Annotated in this window: 26 protein-coding genes, 3 pseudogenes and 1 riboswitch; of the genes and pseudogenes, 10 read left to right on the top strand and 19 right to left on the bottom strand. The window is 66.4% G+C overall.

What is annotated here, in order from left to right:
- Positions 1 to 64: 64 nt before the first annotated feature.
- Positions 65 to 262, bottom strand: coding sequence for a DUF1737 domain-containing protein (locus RSPPHO_RS12095; RefSeq protein WP_041797333.1), 198 nt, complete (start codon positions 260 to 262; stop codon positions 65 to 67).
- A gap of 623 nt (positions 263 to 885) precedes the next feature.
- On the opposite strand from RSPPHO_RS12095, the gene RSPPHO_RS12090 reads away from it, so the two are divergent.
- A complete protein-coding gene (locus tag RSPPHO_RS12090) occupies positions 886 to 1,542 on the top strand; it encodes a protein-L-isoaspartate(D-aspartate) O-methyltransferase (RefSeq protein ID WP_014415516.1) in 657 nt (218 codons plus the stop codon).
- 118 nt (positions 1,543 to 1,660) lie between these two features.
- On the opposite strand, the gene RSPPHO_RS12085 is transcribed toward RSPPHO_RS12090, so the two are convergent.
- From RSPPHO_RS12085 to rph, 4 genes are read right to left on the bottom strand one after another with little or no spacing between them, the layout of a single operon-like run.
- A complete protein-coding gene (locus RSPPHO_RS12085) occupies positions 1,661 to 2,425 on the bottom strand; it encodes an SDR family NAD(P)-dependent oxidoreductase (RefSeq protein ID WP_014415515.1) in 765 nt (254 codons plus the stop codon).
- A complete protein-coding gene (hemW, locus tag RSPPHO_RS12080; RefSeq protein WP_014415514.1) occupies positions 2,422 to 3,627 on the bottom strand; it encodes a radical SAM family heme chaperone HemW in 1,206 nt (401 codons plus the stop codon). Before hemW ends, RSPPHO_RS12085 begins: the two co-directional genes overlap by 4 nt.
- Complete coding sequence (gene rdgB, locus RSPPHO_RS12075; RefSeq protein ID WP_014415513.1) at positions 3,624 to 4,229, bottom strand: RdgB/HAM1 family non-canonical purine NTP pyrophosphatase; 606 nt, start codon at positions 4,227 to 4,229, stop codon at positions 3,624 to 3,626. Before rdgB ends, hemW begins: the two co-directional genes overlap by 4 nt.
- Complete coding sequence (gene rph, locus RSPPHO_RS12070; protein ID WP_014415512.1) at positions 4,229 to 4,954, bottom strand: ribonuclease PH; 726 nt, start codon at positions 4,952 to 4,954, stop codon at positions 4,229 to 4,231. The genes rdgB and rph overlap by 1 nt, the downstream gene beginning before the upstream one ends.
- A 427-nt stretch (positions 4,955 to 5,381) precedes the next feature.
- Here rph and RSPPHO_RS12065 point away from each other — a divergent pair, with 427 nt between their 5' ends.
- A complete protein-coding gene (locus RSPPHO_RS12065; protein ID WP_014415511.1) occupies positions 5,382 to 5,933 on the top strand; it encodes a helix-turn-helix domain-containing protein in 552 nt (183 codons plus the stop codon).
- Positions 5,934 to 6,107: 174 nt separating this feature from the next.
- Here the strand turns inward: RSPPHO_RS12065 and RSPPHO_RS12060 are convergent, their stop codons facing one another.
- The 3 genes from RSPPHO_RS12060 to RSPPHO_RS12050 form a co-directional block, all read right to left on the bottom strand.
- Positions 6,108 to 6,359, bottom strand: coding sequence for a hypothetical protein (locus tag RSPPHO_RS12060; protein ID WP_041795331.1), 252 nt, complete (start codon positions 6,357 to 6,359; stop codon positions 6,108 to 6,110).
- On the bottom strand, positions 6,359 to 6,979 hold the full coding sequence (locus RSPPHO_RS12055; protein WP_014415509.1) for an acyl-homoserine-lactone synthase: 621 nt from the start codon (positions 6,977 to 6,979) through the stop codon (positions 6,359 to 6,361). Before RSPPHO_RS12055 ends, RSPPHO_RS12060 begins: the two co-directional genes overlap by 1 nt.
- 187 nt (positions 6,980 to 7,166) lie before the next feature.
- A complete protein-coding gene (locus tag RSPPHO_RS12050) occupies positions 7,167 to 7,916 on the bottom strand; it encodes a helix-turn-helix transcriptional regulator (protein WP_041795329.1) in 750 nt (249 codons plus the stop codon).
- Between the two features lie 175 nt (positions 7,917 to 8,091).
- On the opposite strand from RSPPHO_RS12050, the gene RSPPHO_RS20060 reads away from it, so the two are divergent.
- Positions 8,092 to 8,241, top strand: a complete 150-nt coding sequence (locus tag RSPPHO_RS20060; RefSeq protein WP_157879211.1) for a hypothetical protein — start codon at positions 8,092 to 8,094, stop codon at positions 8,239 to 8,241.
- Positions 8,242 to 8,313: 72 nt separating this feature from the next.
- Here RSPPHO_RS20060 and RSPPHO_RS12045 read toward each other — a convergent pair whose 3' ends face one another.
- On the bottom strand, positions 8,314 to 8,511 hold the full coding sequence (locus RSPPHO_RS12045; RefSeq protein ID WP_014415507.1) for a hypothetical protein: 198 nt from the start codon (positions 8,509 to 8,511) through the stop codon (positions 8,314 to 8,316).
- Between the two features lie 7 nt (positions 8,512 to 8,518).
- On the opposite strand from RSPPHO_RS12045, the gene RSPPHO_RS19045 reads away from it, so the two are divergent.
- Complete coding sequence (locus RSPPHO_RS19045; protein ID WP_014415506.1) at positions 8,519 to 8,668, top strand: ferredoxin--NADP(+) reductase; 150 nt, start codon at positions 8,519 to 8,521, stop codon at positions 8,666 to 8,668.
- A 234-nt stretch (positions 8,669 to 8,902) separates the two neighbouring features.
- Positions 8,903 to 9,208 (top strand): annotated as a pseudogene (locus RSPPHO_RS19040) (3-methyl-2-oxobutanoate hydroxymethyltransferase); the annotation flags it as partial.
- Positions 9,209 to 9,528: 320 nt separating this feature from the next.
- On the opposite strand, the gene RSPPHO_RS12035 reads toward RSPPHO_RS19040, so the two are convergent.
- Entirely contained in the window at positions 9,529 to 10,188 is a 660-nt protein-coding gene (locus RSPPHO_RS12035; protein ID WP_014415505.1) for a class I SAM-dependent methyltransferase, read from the bottom strand.
- A gap of 10 nt (positions 10,189 to 10,198) precedes the next feature.
- A complete protein-coding gene (nth, locus tag RSPPHO_RS12030) occupies positions 10,199 to 10,909 on the bottom strand; it encodes an endonuclease III (protein WP_242390675.1) in 711 nt (236 codons plus the stop codon).
- A gap of 67 nt (positions 10,910 to 10,976) precedes the next feature.
- Between nth and RSPPHO_RS12025 the strand changes: the two genes are divergently transcribed.
- The 3 genes from RSPPHO_RS12025 (at position 10,977) to RSPPHO_RS17955 (ending at position 12,328) form a co-directional block, all read left to right on the top strand.
- Positions 10,977 to 11,594 (top strand): methylated-DNA--[protein]-cysteine S-methyltransferase, encoded by a 618-nt coding sequence (locus RSPPHO_RS12025; protein ID WP_041795321.1) that lies wholly within the window; start codon positions 10,977 to 10,979, stop codon positions 11,592 to 11,594.
- Between the two features lie 108 nt (positions 11,595 to 11,702).
- On the top strand, positions 11,703 to 11,990 hold the full coding sequence (locus RSPPHO_RS12020; RefSeq protein ID WP_014415503.1) for a hypothetical protein: 288 nt from the start codon (positions 11,703 to 11,705) through the stop codon (positions 11,988 to 11,990).
- A complete protein-coding gene (locus tag RSPPHO_RS17955; protein WP_051013858.1) occupies positions 11,987 to 12,328 on the top strand; it encodes a cyclic nucleotide-binding domain-containing protein in 342 nt (113 codons plus the stop codon). The genes RSPPHO_RS12020 and RSPPHO_RS17955 overlap by 4 nt, the downstream gene beginning before the upstream one ends.
- A 59-nt stretch (positions 12,329 to 12,387) precedes the next feature.
- Here the strand turns inward: RSPPHO_RS17955 and RSPPHO_RS12010 are convergent, their stop codons facing one another.
- From RSPPHO_RS12010 to RSPPHO_RS21100, 3 genes are all read right to left on the bottom strand, one after another.
- The gene (locus RSPPHO_RS12010) at positions 12,388 to 12,996 is read right to left on the bottom strand and encodes a TMEM165/GDT1 family protein (RefSeq protein WP_479687240.1); all 609 of its coding nucleotides are present in this window, start codon (positions 12,994 to 12,996) and stop codon (positions 12,388 to 12,390) included.
- A riboswitch (yybP-ykoY riboswitch) is annotated at positions 12,984 to 13,156 on the bottom strand. It overlaps the preceding gene by 13 nt.
- 84 nt (positions 13,157 to 13,240) lie before the next feature.
- The gene (locus RSPPHO_RS12005; RefSeq protein WP_197535604.1) at positions 13,241 to 13,951 is read right to left on the bottom strand and encodes an N-acetylmuramoyl-L-alanine amidase; all 711 of its coding nucleotides are present in this window, start codon (positions 13,949 to 13,951) and stop codon (positions 13,241 to 13,243) included.
- Positions 13,948 to 14,421: a heavy-metal-associated domain-containing protein gene (locus tag RSPPHO_RS21100; protein ID WP_242390483.1), complete on the bottom strand. Its 474-nt coding sequence runs from the start codon at positions 14,419 to 14,421 to the stop codon at positions 13,948 to 13,950. Before RSPPHO_RS21100 ends, RSPPHO_RS12005 begins: the two co-directional genes overlap by 4 nt.
- Positions 14,422 to 14,759: 338 nt before the next feature.
- Between RSPPHO_RS21100 and RSPPHO_RS11995 the strand changes: the two genes are divergently transcribed.
- Complete coding sequence (locus tag RSPPHO_RS11995; RefSeq protein ID WP_014415499.1) at positions 14,760 to 15,743, top strand: aldo/keto reductase; 984 nt, start codon at positions 14,760 to 14,762, stop codon at positions 15,741 to 15,743.
- A 189-nt stretch (positions 15,744 to 15,932) separates the two neighbouring features.
- Here the strand turns inward: RSPPHO_RS11995 and RSPPHO_RS11990 are convergent, their stop codons facing one another.
- The gene (locus tag RSPPHO_RS11990; RefSeq protein ID WP_014415497.1) at positions 15,933 to 16,379 is read right to left on the bottom strand and encodes a hypothetical protein; all 447 of its coding nucleotides are present in this window, start codon (positions 16,377 to 16,379) and stop codon (positions 15,933 to 15,935) included.
- A 9-nt stretch (positions 16,380 to 16,388) separates the two neighbouring features.
- The gene (locus RSPPHO_RS17950) at positions 16,389 to 16,826 is read right to left on the bottom strand and encodes a rhodanese-like domain-containing protein (RefSeq protein WP_014415496.1); all 438 of its coding nucleotides are present in this window, start codon (positions 16,824 to 16,826) and stop codon (positions 16,389 to 16,391) included.
- Positions 16,827 to 17,030: 204 nt separating this feature from the next.
- On the opposite strand from RSPPHO_RS17950, the pseudogene RSPPHO_RS21560 reads away from it, so the two are divergent.
- Positions 17,031 to 17,141: pseudogene (locus RSPPHO_RS21560) on the top strand (FAD-dependent oxidoreductase); the annotation flags it as partial.
- A gap of 5 nt (positions 17,142 to 17,146) precedes the next feature.
- Here RSPPHO_RS21560 and RSPPHO_RS21750 read toward each other — a convergent pair.
- The 3 genes and pseudogenes from RSPPHO_RS21750 to RSPPHO_RS11975 all read right to left on the bottom strand — a co-directional run bounded on the left by RSPPHO_RS21750 (position 17,147) and on the right by RSPPHO_RS11975 (position 20,009).
- Positions 17,147 to 18,220, bottom strand: a complete 1,074-nt coding sequence (locus tag RSPPHO_RS21750; protein ID WP_339325384.1) for an asparagine synthetase B family protein — start codon at positions 18,218 to 18,220, stop codon at positions 17,147 to 17,149.
- Positions 18,221 to 18,479: 259 nt separating this feature from the next.
- Positions 18,480 to 18,887 (bottom strand): annotated as a pseudogene (locus tag RSPPHO_RS21745) (asparagine synthase (glutamine-hydrolyzing)); the annotation flags it as partial.
- 30 nt (positions 18,888 to 18,917) lie between these two features.
- The gene (locus RSPPHO_RS11975; RefSeq protein WP_014415494.1) at positions 18,918 to 20,009 is read right to left on the bottom strand and encodes a glycosyltransferase; all 1,092 of its coding nucleotides are present in this window, start codon (positions 20,007 to 20,009) and stop codon (positions 18,918 to 18,920) included.
- Between the last annotated feature and the right edge of the window lie 281 nt (positions 20,010 to 20,290).

Below are 20,290 nucleotides of genomic sequence, written 5' to 3'. Positions count from 1 at the left end.
ATCTTCGGGAAAGGCAAGGCTGGGGAGGCGCGGCCTCCCCAGACCCCTCGGTCTATTTGATGGGTCACGAGGGGTGGGCTTCATCTGGCCACAAGACGGCCTGGGCAACGATAACGTCCTGTCCGTTGAACGTTGCCGCAGGGGATCCGTAAAGGCGGTATCCGAGGGCCAGAGCTTCGGAGACACGACGGCAGAAGGTGGCGTCGTCTTTGCCAGTAAGAAGGCGATAGCGAGGGAGGTCGTTGGGGGGCTGGTCGGGCATGCCGATGCTTTCGTGGGAGGGAAAAGGGAAAGGCAAGACAGGGTGCGGCCTCTTTTTGGGCTTGCATGGTCGGCGTTGGATCTCTATAACCCGCCCTCCCGACGCGCTGGCAACGGCGCCGAGGGGTTTCGGGGGCAGGCTCCTCGGGTGGTGTAGCGGCTTTTTTCCTTTTGGAAACAACAGCTAAACGGATCCGGGAAAAAGGCCTTGACGCTGGAACGGGGCGGGGAGTAGTTTCCTTGCCTTCCGGGTTGACCGCCCGGGTCGCTTCGTTGGCTTCAGCCGGTGTGGCAGTCCTGAAAAAAAGCGGTTGACACGGTGGGGCGGTGCTAGTAAAAACCGCCGCCTTGGTGACGACGAACGAAGCATCGGACGATGTGACGGTAGTCGAAACTAAGTGGTTAGTCAATATTGCCGGTTCGCCGGTCTGCTGTTTGACATTGTAAAAGAAAACGCGATCGAAAGAGATGGGCGGGCGGCTCTCGGGGGACCGGGGCTGTCGGAAGAGAGATCTTCCTCAACCGCTCATCTTGAGTAAGACGAAAAGAATATCGACTCGTTCGATACCTTTGAAGTTCTTATGGCCAAGTATAAGTGATTGAGAAAAGGCTCGGCTTTCGAGGGTGTTCAACACCCATGTGCTCTCGGCTCTTGAGCGTGTCCCCCGCGAATTGTTCGTGCCACAGCCTTTTGCCAACCGCGCCTTTGAAAACGCGGCCCTGCCCATCGGCTGCGGTCAAACCATCAGCCAGCCCTTGGTGGTGGGCTTGATGACTCAGGCCCTGGCCTTGACCGATCGGCACAAGGTTTTGGAGATCGGCACCGGCTCGGGCTATCAGACGGCGGTGTTGGCGCGCCTGTGCCGGCGGGTCTACACGGTGGAGCGCCACGGTCCCTTGCTGGCCGAGGCCCAGGACCGACTCGCCCGCCTTGGTATTCGCAACGTCGTTGCGCGCGAGGGCGACGGGTATCGCGGCTGGCCGGAACAAGCGCCGTTCGAGCGCATCTTGGTCACGGCCGCCGCCCCCGACATCCCCCGCACCCTGGTCGAGCATCTGGCGGTGGGCGGCTTGATGGTGCTGCCCGTTGGCGAAGAAGACGGGCTGCAACACGTTGTGAGGGTGCGGCGCTACGCCACCCACATCCAGACCGAAACCCTCTTCCCTGTGCGCTTCGTGCCTATGGTGGAGGGGTTGCCGCCGCGGGTCGAGGGGGAGGTGGTCCACTACGATCTCGACGACGACGCCTTGGAGGTGCCGGTCCTTTCTTCCTTGTCTTGACGCAGGGCTCCCCAGACGCGTCGTTCTCTTCGCTGTCGGAGGGGGCGAAGCCGCAGGACCGGACCCGGCCTTCTCTTTCTCTTGGCCTTCCCCTTCTCCTGGCCTCCTCTCGCCCCCTTTAACGCCCCGGCTTGCGCGGGGCCTGGGCGGTGAGGCGTCCGGCCCAGGCGTCGGGCAGGGCGGCGATCAGGTGAGTGGCGAGGACCAGCGGTAGGGGGAAGCTGATGCGGCCTTGGTTGCGGGCCAAGCCGCGCACGATGCGTTGCGCGGCGACCTCGGGGGGCATGAGGAAGGGCATGGGGAAGGGGTTGACGTCGGTCATCGGGGTCCGAACGAACCCGGGGCAAATGACCGACACCCGAACGCCATGGGGGGCCATCAGGCCGCGTAAGCCTTCGCCCCACACTCGGACGGCGGCCTTGCTGGCGCAATAGGCTGGGGCGCCGGGAAAGCCGCGAAAGCCGGCGAGGGAGGCCATGAGGGCAATCTGGCCGGCGCGCCGGGCCTGGAAGCGCTCCAGCAGCGGGCACACGGTGTTGAGCACGCCGTCGAGATTGGTGGCGAACAGGGCCCGGGTCAGGTCCTGGGGTTCGCTGCCTGCGGCGGTGCCCCCGGAGATCCCGGCATTGGCAATGACCAGATCGAGGGGCTGGGACTGGTCGGCGGCGACGACCCAGGCGGCGGTGGCGGCTTGGTCGGTGACATCGACGCAGGTGGTTTCCACCTGGGCGCCCTGGGCGCGGCAGGCTTCGGCCACCGCGTCGAGGGGGCGGCGGGCCCCCAGCACCAACTGGCGGCCCGGGGCGGCGTAGGCCAGGGCCAGGGCGTGGCCCAGGCCGCTTGACGCCCCGGTGATGAGGATCCGGGTGGGGGCTGGGGTCATGGCGCCAAGATGGCGGCGGTAACGGGGTTGAGCAGGAGCAAGCCGGCTTCGGAGACGGCGAGGGCGTCGCCCACGGCGAGGATCAGGCCTTCGTCGGCGGCGAGAGCCAAGCCCTCGGGGTCGAGGACATCCTCGAAGCCCAGGCCGGTCAAGCGGCGTAGCCGGGATTCCGAGACGCCCTCGGCGAGCCGCAGGCCGGTCATGACGATTTCGCGGGCCCGCTCCTCGCGGGAGAGCACGGTGGTTTCGCCAAAGCCGCCGGCGCCGGCTTCGACGGCGGTGAGCCAAGTCTCGGGGTCGGCGTGGGCCACGGTGGCCAGGGGCCCTTCCAGGGTGCCAAGGCGGCCATGGGCCCCGGGTCCGATGCCCAGGTAATCGCCGCCGCGCCATGTGACCATGTTGTGGCGGCAGGCTTGGCCGGGGCGGGCGTGGTTTGAGACTTCGTAGGCGGGCAGGCCGGCGTCGGCGAGAACGCTGCGGGTGATGACGAACAGCTCGACGGCGGTATCTTCGTCGGGGAGGACCACGTCGCCTTGCATGATGCGGGTGAACAGCGGCGTGCCGGGTTCAACGGTGAGCTGGTAGAGCGAGACGTGGGTGGGGTCGAGGGCGACGACCTGCTCCAGTTCGTGGGCCCAGTCTTCGGGGGTCTGGCCGGGGCGGGCGTAGATCAGGTCCACGGAGACCCGGTCGAACAGGGCGCGGGCCTGGGCCAGGGCCTCCAGACTTTGCTCGACGCTGTGGCGCCGGCCGAGGGCTTTTAGGGCGTCGGCGTCGAGGGTCTGCACGCCCAGCGACAGGCGGGTGACGCCGGCGTCCTTGAGGGCGGCGAGCCGGGCGGCATCCACCGAGCCGGGATTGGCCTCCAGGGTGACTTCCAGGGGGCCTTCGGTGGGCCACAGGGCGCGGACACGGGCGATGACGGCGGCGACGGTGGCCGGATCCATCAGCGAGGGGGTGCCGCCGCCGAAAAACACGCTCGACAGCAGGCGGTCGCGATGATCCAGGCGGGCGGCCTGGGTTTCCAGGTCATGGAGCAGGGCTGCTTGCCAGCGCTGGTGATCGACCTCGCCCCCCGGGCGGCTGTTGAAGTCGCAATAGGGGCACTTGGCGCGGCAGAACGGCCAGTGAACATAAACCCCAAAGCCCTCATCCCCGGGCACGGAGAACGGGCTGGGCGAGGGAGGGGGGCAGGCGGTCATGGGCGATTCCCCAGACAGGCGTCAACGAACAGGCGGAAGGCGGCGGCGCGATGGCTCAGGGCATGCTTGGTCCCGGGGTCCATTTCGCCAAAGGTCAGTGTTTCGCCCTGGGCCACGAACAGGGGGTCGTAGCCGAAGCCCAGGGTTCCCCGGGGTGGCCACACGAGGGTTCCGTCCACGGTGCCCCTGAAGGTCTCCATATGGCCATCGGGCCATGCCAGGGCAAGGACGCAGACAAAAAAGGCCGAGCGGTCGGCGGCGTCGCCCAACTTGGCGTTGACCTCGGCCATGGCGTGGGCAAAGTCCCGCTCGGGGCCGGCCCAGCGCGCCGAATAAATGCCCGGGTCGCCCCCCAGGGCCGGGACGCACAGGCCCGAGTCGTCGGCCAGGGCGGGCAGACCGGCGCCAAGGGCGGCGGCCCGGGCCTTGAGCTGGGCGTTAGCCTCGAAGGTGTCGCCGGTTTCTTCGGGCTCGGGCAGGCCAAGGTCGCCGGCCGAGCGGACGTCCAGGCCGAAGGGCCGCACCAGATCCATGATCTCGCGGACCTTGCCGGCGTTGTGGCTGGCAACGACCAGCGGGCCCTGGGTCAAGCGCCGCGCCATTAGGAGGCCTCCGGCAGGCCCAGAGCCTGTTTTTGGGCGACGATCAGCTCGGCCACGCCCTGCTGGGCCAAGCCGAGCAGTTCCAGGAACTGGGGGGGGCTGAAGGGGGCCTGCTCGGCCGTGCCCTGGATCTCGACGATGCCGCCGCGGCCGGTGAGCACGAAATTCGCGTCGGCCTGGGCGGTGCTGTCTTCGGCGTAATCAAGATCCAAGACCGCCTGACCCTCCACCAGTCCGCACGACACCGCCGCCACGTGGTCGGGCAAGGCGGCCAGGGCGCGGGTCCGCCCCAGGGTTTTGTCGAGCGCCTGGAACAAGGCGACCCACGAGCCGGTGATGGCGGCGGTGCGGGTGCCGCCATCGGCCTGGATCACGTCGCAGTCCAGACGAATCTGCACCTCGCCCAGGGCCTTGAGGTCCACGACGGCGCGCAGCGAGCGGCCGATCAGGCGCTGGATTTCCTGGGTGCGGCCGCTCTGACGCCCGCGCGCTGCCTCGCGGTCGGTGCGTGAGTGGGTCGAGCGGGGCAGCATGCCGTATTCAGCGGTGATCCAGCCCTTGCCGCTGTTGCGCATCCAAGACGGCACCCGGTCCTCAAGGGAGGCGGTACACAGGACATGGGTATCGCCAAAACAGATGAAACAGGAGCCCTCGGCATGCTTGGCATAGCCGGGGTCGAGGCGAAGGGGGCGCAAGGACGCGGGCGCGCGGCCGGACGGTCTCATGAGGTTTTCCTTGACGGAGGGGGTCTTGACCCTTGCCTTTACCCTTCCCGGCCGCTCGGCTCAAGGTCTTCCGCCTAAAGAGGGGATGCCTCCTCCCCCGAGGGGGCCGGGAAAAGCAAGGCTGGGGGGACGCGCCCTCCCTCGATCGCTGCGGGACTCGGGGGCGTTGCCCTTCGGTCTTCGCGAGATGAGGAAGCGTTATGGTGTCGGGGCACCGGTCGTTTTGGCGCCCGCTCCCATGATTTCTGTCTCTGGTCCCCGTCGCTGCCCTGGATGCTGCACGCAATCGAAAGGAGCCAGGGCGGGAACTCAGCACTTGCTGGTAATACTTCTTGCTGTCCTCTGGACAAAGTGTTGCTCCGGTGTCATATGACCAGCGAGTGAGGCAGAGACCCCACCAAAAAATCAACGACGGGATATAGAGATCATGCGGAAGGGCAAACAGGCCGAGGTTCGGCCGTATACCAGTGACAACCCCGATCCCCTGGACAAGGAGGTCGGTCGCCGCCTGCGACTGCGACGCAAGCTTTTGGGCATGAGCCAGCAGCAGCTTGCCGATGCCGTGGGCATCACCTTTCAGCAGGTGCAGAAGTACGAACGTGGCGTCAACCGGTTGAGCGCGAGCCGGCTTTGGGATTTCGCGTCCATCCTGGGGGTTCCCGTCTCCTTCTTCTTCGAGGATCTTGAAGGGGCTGACGTGGACCGGACCATCCCGCGCGCCCGCAAGGACGCCCTGGAAGCCAGCGATGATCTTCCGGCCGCTCAGGACCCCCTGGTGCGGACCGAAACTCTCGAACTGTGCTACTCCTTCTGGGCGGCCACGCCCCGGGTGCGCAAAACGTATCTCGAGTTTCTCAAGATCTGTGCCACCTTGGAGGCTCCCGCCGCCCAGGCCCTGGCCCAGGCCCTGGAGGAACCGGGCGAGGCAGTTCTGACCCGCCCCCTGCCGGGTGGGGATGACCTCGTTCCGTCACATTAAGAAGAGGACGCTGTTGTAGCGCTTTTCTTCCTGGCGTTCCAAACCGCTCGCGTGCCGGTTCGGTCTCGGGGGCGTTCGACGAGAACAGGGAAGGGGTTGGGGAAGCCCCCCACCCTGTCCGTCTTGGCCAAGACCCGCCTTGCGTGACGAGACAAGCCCTCGTCTTGCCGGCCTTTAGTGCAGGCCCTGGACGCGGCCGGGTTCCGGGGGCGGTGAGCCCCCCCAACGGCGCTCCAGCGCCATGCGGGCACATCCCAGCAAAATGCCGACTTCGGCTCCTCCCACCCGTTGGGCCTCGGTCTCCAGATAGGAGAGCGCCTCCCATAACCCGCGAATACGATCGGGAATGTCGGAGAGTGGGGGGTCCAAGGCAAGGCTTCCTTCGTCCTCGCCGTCGAGGAGGATGGGGTCTTCGAGGCTGTCCATCACGCGGCCCTCCGCAGGGGTTCCCACGCCAGCATGCTGGTGTGAACCTGGGCCCGCGCCTGGGCGGCTGCCAGACGCTCGGGCGAAATTTCGACGGTGAGGGCAACAACGCCGGTGCCATCCATGGAGACTTCGCCGCCCAGGCGCTGGAAACGAAAACCGCCCCGGCGCAAGATGGGCTCCATGCGGACATCGGAGACGGAAACGTAGTGCTTGAGGCCAAGGGCGAGGCCGTATTCCTGCAACGCCACCAGGAGCTGGCCGCACAGGTTGCCGCAGCCTTCGACGCGCTCGGGCCGATGGTCCACCGCAAAGCGCGTCACATCGACGATCAGGTCGTCGCAGGGCAAGGGGCCATCCACAAGACCGGCAAAGGCCTCGTTGAGCAGGCTGCGCCGCGCCGTACTCAACAGCCGGGCGCCGGCCACCACCTGACCTCGGCGGTTGGTGCTGGTCAGGTAAACCGCGTCTTGGTCATCGAACTGGTCAACCTCGCGGCCGACCGGGCAGGCCAGCGGCCATTTCAGGCGATTGATAAAAATCTCGTAGCGCAGTTCGGAAAACGAATGGATCAGCCAAGCATTGGCAATGGCATTATATTGATCGGTAATCGTGAACATTGGCCTTCTCCCCAGATCTTGTGGAGAGAAGGAAAACAGAAAAAGAGCGAGTCGAAATCCTGGGTCGGTTTACAGGGGGTTTTTCCCCCGGGAGAATTCCCAGGGGGAAGAGAGAGGGGGGAGGACGGAGGAAGGGGAGGGAGGGGGGCCGCGCCTCCCCGGCCTTCCCAGACCCCAGGCGATCGCCTTACATGCGCACGAGGCCGAGGGTCAGGGCTTTGACGACGGCGTGGGTTTTGGAGTAGGTGCCCAGCTTTCTCTTGGCGTTCTCCAGGTGAAATTCCACGCTTTTGGCACTCACCCCCAGGATGTCGGCGGTCTCGGACGAGGTTTTGCCGTGGGCCGTCCAGCGCAGAACCTCGTGCTCCCGGGGGGAGAGCAGGGTTTTCTGGCGTGGCGATGACAGCTTGGCGTTGACCAGGGGGCTGCGGGCGTGGCGGTCAAAATAGATGGCCATGACGTGGATCAGGTGCTTTTGCGCCTCGATCAAGGCGTGTCCCTCGGGGCCGGTTGCGTCGGGGATGACCGTGACCGCCGCCAGATCCTGGTGGGGCCCGAGGATCGGGATGGAGTAGCCATCGTGGATGCCCGCGTCGTGGGCCTCATCAAACATGCGCCGCTGGTCGCGGTTCAAAGCCTCGGGGTCCAGCCGACTCGACCAGTGGAAGGGGAGGGTTTGCCCCGGGCTCGCCTTGAGGATTGGGTCGATATCCAGGTAGCCTTCTTTGAAATAATGATCGGCCCAGGCGTCCCCGTAGTTGTGAAGAACATAAGGTAAGCGAACAGTTCCTCCCTCCAGGCGCACCACGTGGTAGCAAGCATGGCGAAAGCCGAGGCGCTCCATGGTCGTGGTGAGGACGTGCGTCAATTCGGACGGTTTCGAGGCGCCATTCAGGGCCTCGCAAAAACTTGCCAACGCGTCGTCATGCTCCGGCATGGGATTGTCCTCTCTTTTTGGCTCCACGCATGGCGTAATGTCGGTATCATGCGCTGGCGAGAGGGCGAGGACTAGAGCCTGGTAATTTTCCCAGGGGCGATTTTTGTTTTCGGAGTGCTAATCTGACTGTCTCTAACAAGGGACACTTGTTCCCGGGATGTGGAGGCACTCCGTTATGGCACCCGATCCCACCCCTTCTGATCGTCTCAGCCTGCGTCTTGCCATCGACTACTTGCGGCGCCAAGCCGAAAGTCTTGGATTCCTCGATGTGGCAGCGCTTCTCGAGCAGGCACGCCGCTGTCTGGATCCCACCCTGCCGCGCTGATCTCCGCCCTGCCAAGCCCCGGGAGAAACCCGTCCCCCGGGTTGGCAGACGTCACCACTACCGAATCGCCCTTTACTCTCCCTCGTCCCGAAGGAGGGGTGTTGTGGTGAGGGATTCCTTTTTACGGGCGCGCCACACCGAGGCCCAGGCCACAACTCCCGTCAGCCCGATCATGTAGCCCAGGCCCCCAAGAATATCGCGCAGCCAGAGACGGTCCTCCAACTCGGCCAGTCGGCCTTCCAGGGGGCGCAACTTCCGTGACAGAAGCACGTCGCCCTTGGCCCCGGAGCGCGACCGGGTGATGCTGTGCGGCAGTCCGGCCATGCTGGCCGACACCACCCGTCTTCTCGAGGGGCGCGGCTTTGTCGAGGGCTCGGGCGGCCAGCCCGGACATTATGTCATCGAAAAAGCGTTCGTCGAACGCTGAGAAAAAACCCAATCGACCGAGGGGCTTGGGGAGGCCGCGCCTCCCCAACCTTGCCTTTTTTATCCCCGAGCCCTCCTCCTCTTCGCCCCCCGAGCGGTGAGCGCCCCTCGCGATACCCTCTTTCCCTGCCGGGCCCAGCACGTTAAAAGGTCGAAGAGGAGCGCGGCATCGTGTGAATGCCCATGGCGCACGGCGCCACGCCCCCTTTCCCTCCTAGAGACCAAGGGCACAGCCATGAGCGTCACTCCCGCGGCCGATCGGCGCCGCACCGTTCGTGATATTTTGGGGCGAAAAGGCGCAGAACCGATTGTCTGCCTGACCGCCTATACCACCCCCATCGCCCGCCTGCTCGATCCCCACGTTGATGTTTTGCTGGTTGGCGACTCCCTGGGCATGGTCCTCTATGGCCTGCCCACGACTTTGGGCGTCACGCTGGACATGATGATCGCGCACGGTCAGGCGGTTGTGCGCGGATCCCAGCGCCACCTGCCCATAGAGGGGGTAGCCGTCGGTGATCGCCTTGAGCTGGACCATCAGGCGGCGGGGCGGCTCGGTGGCCGTCCGCACCATGGTGCGCATCTCGGCGAGGCGCGTGGTCTGGCCGAGGCGCGCCAAGGTGGCTTGCTCGGCCTCGGTGGGCAGGCGATGCAGCAGGCGCACGGCGAGATCACCGCCTAACAAGGCCTGGGCATCGGCCTGGACTCCGGCTCGCACCGCCGAGTTGACCGAGCCGGCGGCGGCAATGGCGGCCACCCCGAGGAGCAGGCAGGCCAGAAACACCTTGACGCCGCTCACCCCCGCTCGCAGATCGCGCACCGCCCAGCGCAGCGACAGGGGCAAGCCCAACGCGTGGCCCGGGCTCATGGTGTGGTCTCCCGGTGGGTTAGCCAACCGTGGACATGCAAGGCCTGCATGACCCGCTGCGGCGGCCCGAAGCCCGTCTCGGCCAGCAGCGCGGCCAACCGGGCCGGCGTTACCGGGGCGATGGCGCGCTGGGCGTAGGCCAGACCGCGCTCGATGGCCTCCTCGCTCAGGTCCCGCTCGCGCTGCCAGTGGACCCAAGCCGTCTCCAGCAGGGCCGGGGCGGGCAGGCCGTCATAGGGGGCGGAAAAGTCGGCCAGGAGCAACGGGGCCTGGGGGCGTAGGCGCCGGGCGGTCTCGCGCAGCAAGGCGGCCTTGCCCTGCGGGGTGTCGGGGAGGAAATGCGTCACCAGCAGGCACAGCGCGGCATCGAAGAGGGGGGCATTCGGATCCAGGGCCGCTACCGAGCCCTCGACCAACTGAACCCGCTCGGCCAGCCCAGGATGGGCGGCAAAGCGCTCGGGGGCGACGGCCAGCATGTCGGCGGCCGGATCAACGCCGACAAAACGCCAGCCCGGGTGAACACCGCCCAGGCGCAGGATATCGGTGCCGGTGCCGGCGCCGACCACCAGCACCCGGGCCTTGGGGCCGAGCAGGCTGCCCAGCACGGTGGCGGCGATGTCATGGACCAGCCCATAGCCGGGCAGGGCGCGGGCCACGGTGTCGTCGTTAGCCCCGGGCGCGGGCTTGGTCGAAGCGGGCCGAACGAGAGTCTAGAACGGTCATGCGGTTTTCCCTGGGCAAGCGGGGAGGGAAAGGGAAGGCGTGGGGAGGGGGCCTCCCCGAGGCCCCTCGGTCACGGCGTGCCTTCGAAATCTTGCACACATAGCGGCCGTGCAAGATCAGCCAGTGATGGGCGTGGCGGCGACGCGCCGGCGGAACCACCGCGTCTAGGCCACGTTCCACCGCCAACGGCGTGCGGCCGGGCGCGAGGCCGGTGCGGTTACATACCCTAAGGACATGGGTATCGACCGCGATGGTCGGCTCGCCAAACGCGATGTTCAACACCACATTGGCGGTCTTGCGCCCGACGCCCGGCAGGGCCTCCAGGGCGGCGCGTTCGCGCGGCACTTCTCCGCCATACTCCTCGACCAGGGTGCGCGCCAAGGCGATGAGATTGCGAGCTTTGGTGTTAAAAAGGCCGATGGAGCGGATATACTCGCGCACGCCGTCCTCCCCCAGGGCCAGCAGGCGCTCCGGGGTGTCGGCCACGGCGAATAAAGGCTGAGTGGCCTTGTTGACGCTTTTGTCGGTCGCCTGGGCCGAGAGGACCACGGCGACCAGCAAGGTAAAAGGCGTCACCCACGTCAGTTCGCCCTGGGGCTCGGGGCGAGCTTCGGCCAACCGATCAAACAAGGCCTCAATGGCCTCGGCGGACAGGTGACTTGGACGCCCCTCGTCGCCCTGGGTGTACCCCCTGTTGTCCCCGCTGATCCTGGAGGTTGCCATGTCGTCTTCTCTCCCCCTGTTACCCGACGTTCCCGAGCGGCCCTTGCACGACGTGAGCGTGGAGCCGTCGCGCGACCTTGATCTCTACCACGGTTGCCACGAGACGCCGTTCGGCTTTGTCGTGGTCTGGCAAAGCGCGGCCGGTCTGCGCGGCCTGAGCTTTGTTCAAGCGGGCGGCCGCTTCCCCGATGAGGCCGCCGCCTTGGAGGACGCCCACCGGCAAAACCCGGGCGCCCGCTTTGTCGCCGCCCCCGAGGCGACCGCCGGCGTGGTCGAGACGTTGTTTGCCCGGCCGCCCGGCGATGGCACGGCGCGTTTTCGCGTCAGTCTGGCCGGCACTCCCTTTCAGCTCAAGGTGTGGCAGGCCCTGCTGTGCCTGCCGCCGGGGCGTTTGGTCTCGTATCAAACCTTGGCGCGGGCCATTGGCCACCCCAAGGCGAGTCGGGCGGTGGGCAGCGCCGTGGGCGCCAACCCGGTGAGCGTGCTGGTGCCTTGTCATCGCGTGGTGCGCGGGTCGGGAACGCTGGGTGGCTACGGCTGGGGCTTGCCCCTCAAGCGGGCCTTGCTGGCTTGGGAAGGGCTGGCCCCGTCGTTGTTCAAGGGGGAAGGCGGGTAAGTGAATGGCGGGGTCTGGGGAGGCCCCGCCTCCCCAGCCTTCCCTTGCCCGTCTTGCCATTCCCCCGGGGGAACGACATCATACTGAATCGGGAGTCTCCCGCTTTTCATGTCAGCCGCACCGGAATCAAGAACTCATGGTCACCCCCGCCCCCCCCTTTCCCCCCTTGAAGAGGTCAACACCCTGTTTGGCCTGCTCGCCAAGGCGTTTTCCCTGGAGGCCGAGGCCCTGGCCCGGGCGCTGGAGGACGGCCGCCTCACCTTGGTGCCCGCCACCGATGCAAAGGGTGAGCGCCACGTGGTCGCCAGTTTGACCGATCCCTCGGGGACCCATACCGTGCGGGTCTACCGCGACGCCCTCTACCACGAAACCCCGCCGGAGGCCGGGGCGGCATGAGCCTTGCGCCCCTCAGCCTGGAAAGCGGCTCGCTCCTGTTTCGTGAAGGGGAGGCAGCCGCCTCGGCCTTCCTGATCCTTGACGGCACGGTTGAGCTAACCCGCACCGGCCCGCACGGCCCCCTTCTGGTGGCCAGCCTCAGCAAGGGCGACATCGCGGGCGAGGCCGGCCTTCTCAAGAACGCCACCCACACCGTGAGCGCGGTCGCCGTCGGCGCGGTCACGGTGCAGGAACTGGACCGCGCCGCCTTGCGCGACCATCTGGCCGAGGATCCCGACACGATCCGCGTGAGTTCGGATTGCAGCTATCCGCCCGGTTTTAAGGGCGGAAGACGGTAAAAGAAAGAAAAGGCTGGGGAGGCGCGGCCTCCCAAACCCCTCGTTCCTTTAAGAGGGTGTTAAAAGGAAAAAAGACGTCTCCCAAGATTAACCAGCATCAAGATCCCCATGACGGCAAAAATGGCGGCGGCGATGCCGTGAACGATCTTGAGGGGGATCTTCTTGGCGGCCACGTCGCCCAACAAGACGGCCGGCACATTGGCCAGCATCATGCCTGCCGTGGTCCCCACCGTGACCCACAGCAGGTCATGGAAGCGGGCCGACAGGGCGATGGTCGCGATCTGGGTTTTATCGCCGATTTCCAGCAGAAAAAACGCAACCAAGGTGGCCAGGAACGGCCCCAGGCGGGATGAGGTGGTGGTGTCGTCGCTGTCCACAGCGTCGGGGATCAGGGTCCAGATCGCCATGGCCAAGAAGGAAAGCCCCAGGATCCAGCGCAAAAGATCGGGACTCAGCCAACTGGCGACCAGAACTCCCAGCGAGGCGGCCAGGGCATGGTTGGCCAAGGTGGCAACAAGAATGCCGAGGATGATGATCAGCGGTTTTCTGAACCGGGCGGCGAGCACCAGGGCCAGCAATTGGGTCTTGTCGCCGATTTCGGCAATGGCGACGACGGCAGACGACACAAGCACGGCTTCCATGAGAACCTTGGGGGGCTGGGCGGTCACGACGAATGACGACGACCCCCCGCCCAAGCCCCCTTGGTGAAGCGATCGACGTCAAAGGTCTGGCCAAGCAATCGCCGGATGCGCCATGGGTCCAGGACCCAAGGATGTTGACGCATCCCCCTTCTCTCTGGAAGGGAGGCTACTCCCCAATGCGTAAGGGGTTTATAGGCGGCCCACCGTCCCGGGGCAATCCCCAAAAAAGACAGGCTGGGGAGGCGCACCTCCCCAGGCCCCTCGCTTCGTTTTATCGGCACACGGTCGCCAAGGCATCAACCACCGCCTGGGCCAAACGCGCCCGGGTCTGCGGTTGCATCAACAGGAGTTCGTCGTCGCGGTTGACGATAATGCCGGCCTCTAGCAAGGCGGCTGGCATCGCGGCGGTGCGCAACACGGCCAGCCCGTCGTAGCGGTAAAGCCCCAGCGCGGGGTCAAGCAGCGGGCGGTTTTCGCCGTCGATGGGTTCAGCGTGGTGCAGGCTGGGGCGAAATCCCTGTTGGCGTAAGGCTTGTCCCAGAGCGCGGGCCCAGCGCTCGCTGGCCTCGGGGGCGCTGTTGCTCTGGGAGATGAAAACGGAAAAGCCGCTGAAGCGTTCGCTATGCTGGGCCACCCGCCCCTGCACCGTCCAGGGCTCCAGGTAATGGGGCTGGACCGAATCATGGTGGATCGACAAGAACACGGTCGCGCCAGCGGCGCGGGCGGCGGCGGGACGCTGAGGCAAGCCACCGATCGTGCCGTCGTCGTTGATCAAAACCACCCCAAACCGGCCGTCCTGACGCAGGGCGGCGGTAATGGTGCGGCCCAGGGCCTGATTGAACAGAAATTCCGGCGCCCCTCGGGCACTGGTCGCGCCGGGCCGGGCGGCGGTGTGGCCGACATCGACCCCCAGCACGCAGGCCTCCGCCGAGGGGGCCCCGGCCAGGGCCAGCATCAAGGCCAGCCCCAGCGCCGTCTTCACGCGGCCACCACGCAGCCGAACCCGGCTCCTTCCACGGCGCGGCAAATGACGGCGGCATCGCCGCCCGGCTCCACCGTGACCCGCCCGGAGTCCAGATCGGCGCGGATCCGTGCCCCCGGGTGAGCGCGCAAGATGGCCCGCTCGACACTGGCGAAGGGGCCGGCCAGCGCTTGGCCCCGGGCGCGCATACCGGCGTGACAGGTCAGAAGCAGGCTCTCCAAGTCGCGCTCGGCCTCGCACCCCACCGGGCAGCCCAGGGCCGCGCCATGGGCCTGGGTCAGCAAAAAAAACGCCGCGCTCAGGTCACCACGCGCCGCCATCCCCTGGGCCACGGCGGCCATGGACGTGAAGACACAGCCGCCCCCCCGGGGCGGACACACGTGCAGGGACAAGCGATCAAGCATGCCATCGGCATTTTCCGGGGTCACCCAGGGCGCCTCCACCATGGCCAGCCATCCTTCTCCGACCAAGCCTCTCCTCCCTCACAGTATGCGCCCAAGAGTTAAAGAACAGCTCTTCTTTTACGCGTCCTGCGCAGGGCTGGGCCGTAGAAAGAGAGGGCGCCATTGTCGGAAATTGTTGGAAATACCGGGGGATGGAAGGCGCAGGACAAGAAAAATAGAGAAGGGGGGAGGAAGAAGGGCATCAAGAGGGACGAGGGCCAAAAAGGAGCAGGCTGGGAGATGCGGCCTCGTTCTGTTCTGGCCGTGCCAAGCGTTCCGTTTTTGGAAAACGGCTTACGGATTTTGGCGGTTTTCTGGATCGTTGGAACCGGCACTCTTGGCCTGCATCGAACAAGGAGGACACCATGCAGCACCGCACCCTTGGTCCTGATCTAAGCGTTTGCGCTCTTGGTCTCGGATGTATGGGCATGAGCGAGTTCTACGGGCCGCACGATGATCAAGAGTCGTTGGCGGTCTTGCGCCGGGCGGTCGATCTGGGCATCGACTTCTTCGACACGGCCGATATGTATGGCCCGCACCACAACGAAGAGCTGATTGGACGGTTTCTTGCCGACAGCGGCGCGCCGATAAAAATCGCCACCAAGGCCGGTATCGTGCGCAAACCCGGGGAATACGCCCGCACCATCGATAACAGTCCCGCCTATTTGCGCCGGGCCTGCGAGGACTCGCTCAAGCGGCTCAGGATCGAGCGGATCGACCTTTATTACATCCATCGCGTCGAGCGTGAGCGGCCAATCGAAGAAACAATGGAGACCCTGGCCGGGCTCAAACGCGAGGGCAAGATCGCCCACATCGGCCTGTGCGAGGTCAGCGCCGAAACGCTGCGCCGCGCTCATGCCGTCCATCCGGTGACCGCCGTCCAGAGCGAATACTCGCTGTGGACCCGGGACGTGGAGGCCGAGATCCTGCCCACCTGCCGCGCGCTTGGCGTTGGCTTTGTTGCCTATTCGCCGCTCGGTCGAGGCTTCCTCACCGGCCGGTTCCAGGCCGGATCCTCGTTCGAAGAGGGTGACTTCCGCGCCAGCCTGCCGCGTTTCGCGCCGGACAATGCCGCGATCAACGAGGCTCTGGTCGAGGAGGTGCGCGCTCTTGCCGCAGCGAAAGGCTGTACCCCAGCCCAACTCGCGCTGGCTTGGCTGCTCGGCCAAGGGGACGACATCGTGCCGATCCCCGGCACCAAGCGTTGTCGCTATCTGGAGGAAAATGTTGCGGCCACATCCCTCACGGTAAGCGCCAGCGAATCCGCCGCCCTTGACCACGCCCTGTCCACCTTGCCGGTGTCGGGAGAGCGCTATACCGCCGAGGGCATGAAAGGTGTCAACGCCTGATGAGGGCCATCGGGTGACGGGGAGCGCACCGAGGACGAGAGAAGAAGAGAAGGCTGGGAAGGCGCGGTCGCCCGTCAGGACGGGGGACCACGTCGCAAGCGCTCCTGGAGAGCCGCGACCTCGTCGGACACGTCCTCCAGCTCCTTCAGGGTTTTTTCGAGATGCGCCCGGGTCCGCTTGATCCGGGCGTCATAGGAGCGGATCTGGCGCCAGCGGCGCTCGCGTACCGCCCGATGCCCCCGCCCCACCAAGCGGGCCAAGCCGCGCTCCATCGCCAAGATCCCCAAGACCAGGAGAAACACCCCAAGCAAAAACCGACGCCACGGAGCCATAGGCCTTGTCAGCCTGATAGACGGCGCCCCAAAAACCGACACTGACCACCGTCGCCACGCCAATCAGCAAACGCCGATGCCGCGCCACCACCCGGCGCGACAGCCGGGCTTCGCTGTCCATCAAGGTGGTGAGGACGGAGGCATAGGCGGCGGCCTTCCAATCGGCGACCCGCATGCCCGAGAGGGTGCGGCTGCGGTGGTCGCGGATCACGCTTTCGAGATCCAAGACCACCAGTTCGGCCTGTTCTTCCGGGGTGGGCGCGCCGTGAGCCCGCCGTCGGGATCCGTCGCCCGCCCCGGTCATGGCGCGGCCTCAGGTTTCGACGGGCAGGCCTTCGCGCTGCCAGCGCTTGAGCCCCCCGGCAATCACCGCCAGCCGCTGGAACCCGGCCTTCTTGAACATCCGCGCCCCGGCGGCGGCGCGGGCATCGCTGGCACAGATCAGGTACACCGGGGTGTTCCTGAGATCATCCAACTCGCCGCTGGCCCGCAGATGCAGCAAGCGGGTTTGCAAATCGACAATGGGCATCGACAAGGCGCCGGGCACATGGCCGCCGGCGTATTCGTCCGGGTTGCGCACATCAATGATGAGCAGATCGTCCCCGCCATTGCGCCAGGACTCGACCAGGGCCGGCTCGACAAAGGGCACGCCCCCCCCCATCATGCGGGGCAGGACCCGAATCACCAACAACGCCACCATGCCGACGGCGACGGGAATCAGCAGTTCCCAGGAAATATTCAGCTTGTCCATTGCAACGCGCTCTCCCTCCCCGAGGCTTCAACGCCGGATAAGTCTCCTACCCCGCTCGCCTTGTCAACCCAGGCCCCTGCGGTGGACAGCCTTTGGCCGGGGCCGTATACAGCGGGCATGAACGTCGGTGAATAAAAATGAGACGGCTGGGGAGGCGAGCCTCCCTAGACCCCTCCCTTCCTGGCCCCTTGACGGAGACAACATGTGTCCCTGACCATCCTTGGCGGCGGTCTCGCCGGGTGCGAGGCCGCTTGGCAAGCCGCCCGCGCTGGCCTCTCGGTCCGGCTCATCGAAATGCGCCCTCAGCGCACCACCCCCGTTCAGGGGGCCAGACAGTGGAACAGGTCGCCTTCGGCCGCGCCCGGTTTCTCTTCGATGAAATGGCGATGCCACACGGCATACGCCAGGAGCACCCAGGCGGCGAGGGCGGTTTCTTTCCCCAGCGTCTCGAACAAGCGCCGCACCCGATCGGGATGGCAGAGCGCCGCGACCCCCGGGGTGGCGGCCACCAACGGCCCCAGCCGGGCGCCGTGTTCGGCCAGCCAGTGCCCGACCGGCACGGTGAAGCCCCGTTTGGGCGCGAAGGCGTGGACGGCGGGCAAGGTGCGCTCCAGCCAGGCGCGCAACAGCCATTTACCGCGCCCGCCCCGGATTTTCAGGTCGTCGGCCAAGGGCAGGCAAAAGCGCGCCACTTCGGGATCGAGGAAGGGCACCCGCCCCTCCAGCCCGTGGGCCATCAGGCAGCGGTCGAGCTTGGTCAGCAGGTCATGGGGCAGCCAGTCGGCGCAATCGATGCGCTGGGCCTGCATCAGCCGGGTCCCGCCCTCGCGCCGGGCCGCCTGCTCGGCGGCGGCGAGGGCTTGGCGCCACGCGGGAGGCTCGGCGCGCAGCAGGCCAAGACCGGCCAGCAAGCTGGCGCGGCGCAAGGGCCGACGCAGGGGCCAGGGGCGGCAGTACTGGCGATAGCGGCCATAACCGGCCAACAGCTCGTCGCCCCCCTCGCCGGCCAGCACCACCTTGACCGAGCGCCGGGCCTCGCGGGCCAGCAGCCACGTGGGCACCACGGCATAGTCGGCCACGGGATCGTCGAGGCAGGCCAGGATGGCCGGCAGATGGGCGAAGAAGTCCTGGGAGGTGACCGGCACCACCACGGCCTCGGCCCCCACGGCGCGGGCGGCATCGCGCGCGGCCGCTGTTTCGTCGGCGCCGGCCTCGGGGAAGCCGGCGGTAAAAGCCAGCACCGGGCGTTCGTTGAGCCGGGCCATCAGGGCCAGAAGGGCCGAGGAATCCAGGCCGCCCGACAGAAACAAGCCGTAGGGCACGTCGGAGCGCTGGTGGACCCGCACGCTGTCCTCCAAGACCCGATCGAGGGCCTGGAGGGGATCGGCCGGCACCACGCCCCGGTCCGGGGTCGGGGGGCAGGGCGGGCAGGGCGTGGCGCTCGACGATCTCGCCGTCTTCGATCACCAGGGTTTCGCCCGGGGCCACCCGCTCGATGCCGGCAAAGGCGGTGGCGCGGCCGCAGGTGAATTGCAGAGCCAGCAACTCGTCGCGCGCCTGGGGCACGAGGGTGGGGCGCACCAACCCGGCGGCGATCAGGGCCTGGGCCTCGCTGGCAAAGGCCACCCCCTCGGGGGTCTGCGTGAGGTAGAGCGGCTTGATACCAAAGGGATCGCGGGTCAACACCAAGCGGCGGCGGGCCGGATCCCACAGGGCCAGGGCATACATGCCGCGCAGGAACGGCGCGAAGAAAGGACCGTGTGCGCCATAGAGCAAAAGTGGCGGCTCGCAGTCCGATCCTGTGCGAAAGCGCGCGGGCCCCAGGTCGGCCCGCAACACCGGATCGTTATAAATCTCGCCGTTGCCCACCAACACCAGCCCGTCCGGGCCGTGGAGCGGCTGATCGCCGGTCACGAGGTCGATGATGGCCAAGCGGGTTTGCACCAGCAAGACCCCGGGGGCTTCATGGGTGCCGCTGCCATCGGGACCGCGATGGGCCAAGGCGCGGGCGAACCGCGCGGCGAGACCGGCGGGCGGCTGCGCCCCCGGCCGGGTGACCATGCCGGCAATACCACACACCGGGGGAACTCCTCAGGGCGCGGGGGACGGGAGTTCGGCGACCGGAAGGGAGGCCGTCGATCGGGGAGGGGAGCGCTCTTCCACCACCCTTTGGAAAAAGGCGCGGTAGTCGCCCACCACTTTTTCCTCGGTATAGCGGGCCTGGAAGCTCTCCCAACCCTGGCGCGCCAAGCCCTCCAGCAGGCCCGGTTCCTCCAGGGCGTGGCGAATGGCCTGGGCCAGGGCCTTGGGGGTGTCGATGGGCACCAGAAGGCCATCGTGGCCCGGGGTGATCAGACGCGACGGGCCATGGGTGGCGGTCGAGATCAAAGGCCGCCCCTGGGCCCAGGCCTCCAGGACGACGTTGCCGAAGGGCTCATGGCGCGAGGGAAACACCACCAGATCGGCCGCCGCGTAAAGCGCCGGGGTATCGTCGCGCCAGCCCAGAAAGCGCACCCGGGGCTTGATCCCCAGCTCGCGCGACAGGGATTCCAGCTCGGTGCGCAAGGGGCCGTCGCCGGCCAGCCACAAGTACGCGTCGGGTACCTGGGCCAAGGCCCGCAGCAAGGTGTCGAAGCCCTTGTTCTCGTGCAGGCGGCCGAGCGCAAAAATCAAGGGCACGTTATCCGGGGTATAGAGCAGCTTACGGGCCAGGGGAGGCTGGTGGTCAATGGGCACAAAGTTGGGCAAATGAACCGTGCGCTCGCGCGCAAACCCCTGGGCGATGATGTGCTCGCAAATATCCTCGGTATTACACACCAAATAATCGCAATGGCGATAATACTTGATATCGTAAAACCCGCCCAGGCGGGCACACAACACATGCTCGCCCCGGGGGGTGAAGGAGGCGGCGCGGTTCATCCAGGCCAGGGCCACGGCGGGCTTGAAGCGCCGGATTTCCTGACGCACGCCCCAGGCCGTGCGCACGTCCAGCCGGCCGCCAAACGGCAACAGTACCGGACGCAGGCCGGCCGCCTGCAAGCGATCGATCCGCCCCCGCGCTGGCCGGGTCAGGATGTGCTGATGGACCCCGGCGTGATGCATGGCGATACACAGGCGCTCMAAAAACAGCTCCGCCCCGCCTTGTTCGGCACCGGCCATGACTTGAAGGATACGCAGGTCCATCGGGCACTCCAGGAAACAACGCCAGCGGCCGCCCCATCATACCGGGGGCATGCGCCGGACGCCAGACAAGGGAACGCAGGAAGATGTCTCTTAATGCATCGTTTACAATTGAGGCGATATTTCCTTCCCAGCGCTTCCCAATTTGTTCACTTAAATTCGCATAATTAGATGATGTTGCGATAAAAATCTCATCGCTACACTCTGATGCATCATAATTAAATCTAGAAATATCTGGAGTTGCCCTGCCTGGGCGAGTCCCAACAAGTAATTTTTGGGATGTC

Origin of the sequence: Pararhodospirillum photometricum DSM 122 (genome assembly GCF_000284415.1) — a bacterium.
GTDB classification, from domain to species: Bacteria; Pseudomonadota; Alphaproteobacteria; order Rhodospirillales; family Rhodospirillaceae; genus Pararhodospirillum; species Pararhodospirillum photometricum.
This window is presented reverse-complemented; position numbering and strand designations above follow the sequence as displayed.

Bases quoted from the DNA above. Each gene is read 5' to 3' on its own strand.
- RSPPHO_RS12095 (WP_041797333.1), bottom strand. From the start codon at position 262: ATGCCCGACCAGCCCCCCAACGACCTCCCTCGCTATCGCCTTCTTACT.
- RSPPHO_RS12085 (WP_014415515.1), bottom strand. From the start codon at position 2,425: ATGACCCCAGCCCCCACCCGGATCCTCATCACCGGGGCGTCAAGCGGC.
- hemW (WP_014415514.1), bottom strand. From the start codon at position 3,627: ATGACCGCCTGCCCCCCTCCCTCGCCCAGCCCGTTCTCCGTGCCCGGG.
- rdgB (WP_014415513.1), bottom strand. From the start codon at position 4,229: ATGGCGCGGCGCTTGACCCAGGGCCCGCTGGTCGTTGCCAGCCACAAC.
- rph (WP_014415512.1), bottom strand. From the start codon at position 4,954: ATGAGACCGTCCGGCCGCGCGCCCGCGTCCTTGCGCCCCCTTCGCCTC.
- RSPPHO_RS12065 (WP_014415511.1), top strand. From the start codon at position 5,382: ATGCGGAAGGGCAAACAGGCCGAGGTTCGGCCGTATACCAGTGACAAC.
- RSPPHO_RS12060 (WP_041795331.1), bottom strand. From the start codon at position 6,359: ATGGACAGCCTCGAAGACCCCATCCTCCTCGACGGCGAGGACGAAGGA.
- RSPPHO_RS12055 (WP_014415509.1), bottom strand. From the start codon at position 6,979: ATGTTCACGATTACCGATCAATATAATGCCATTGCCAATGCTTGGCTG.
- RSPPHO_RS12050 (WP_041795329.1), bottom strand. From the start codon at position 7,916: ATGCCGGAGCATGACGACGCGTTGGCAAGTTTTTGCGAGGCCCTGAAT.
- RSPPHO_RS20060 (WP_157879211.1), top strand. From the start codon at position 8,092: ATGGCACCCGATCCCACCCCTTCTGATCGTCTCAGCCTGCGTCTTGCC.
- RSPPHO_RS12025 (WP_041795321.1), top strand. From the start codon at position 10,977: ATGTCGTCTTCTCTCCCCCTGTTACCCGACGTTCCCGAGCGGCCCTTG.
- RSPPHO_RS12020 (WP_014415503.1), top strand. From the start codon at position 11,703: ATGTCAGCCGCACCGGAATCAAGAACTCATGGTCACCCCCGCCCCCCC.
- RSPPHO_RS17955 (WP_051013858.1), top strand. From the start codon at position 11,987: ATGAGCCTTGCGCCCCTCAGCCTGGAAAGCGGCTCGCTCCTGTTTCGT.
- RSPPHO_RS11995 (WP_014415499.1), top strand. From the start codon at position 14,760: ATGCAGCACCGCACCCTTGGTCCTGATCTAAGCGTTTGCGCTCTTGGT.
- RSPPHO_RS11990 (WP_014415497.1), bottom strand. From the start codon at position 16,379: ATGACCGGGGCGGGCGACGGATCCCGACGGCGGGCTCACGGCGCGCCC.
- RSPPHO_RS17950 (WP_014415496.1), bottom strand. From the start codon at position 16,826: ATGGACAAGCTGAATATTTCCTGGGAACTGCTGATTCCCGTCGCCGTC.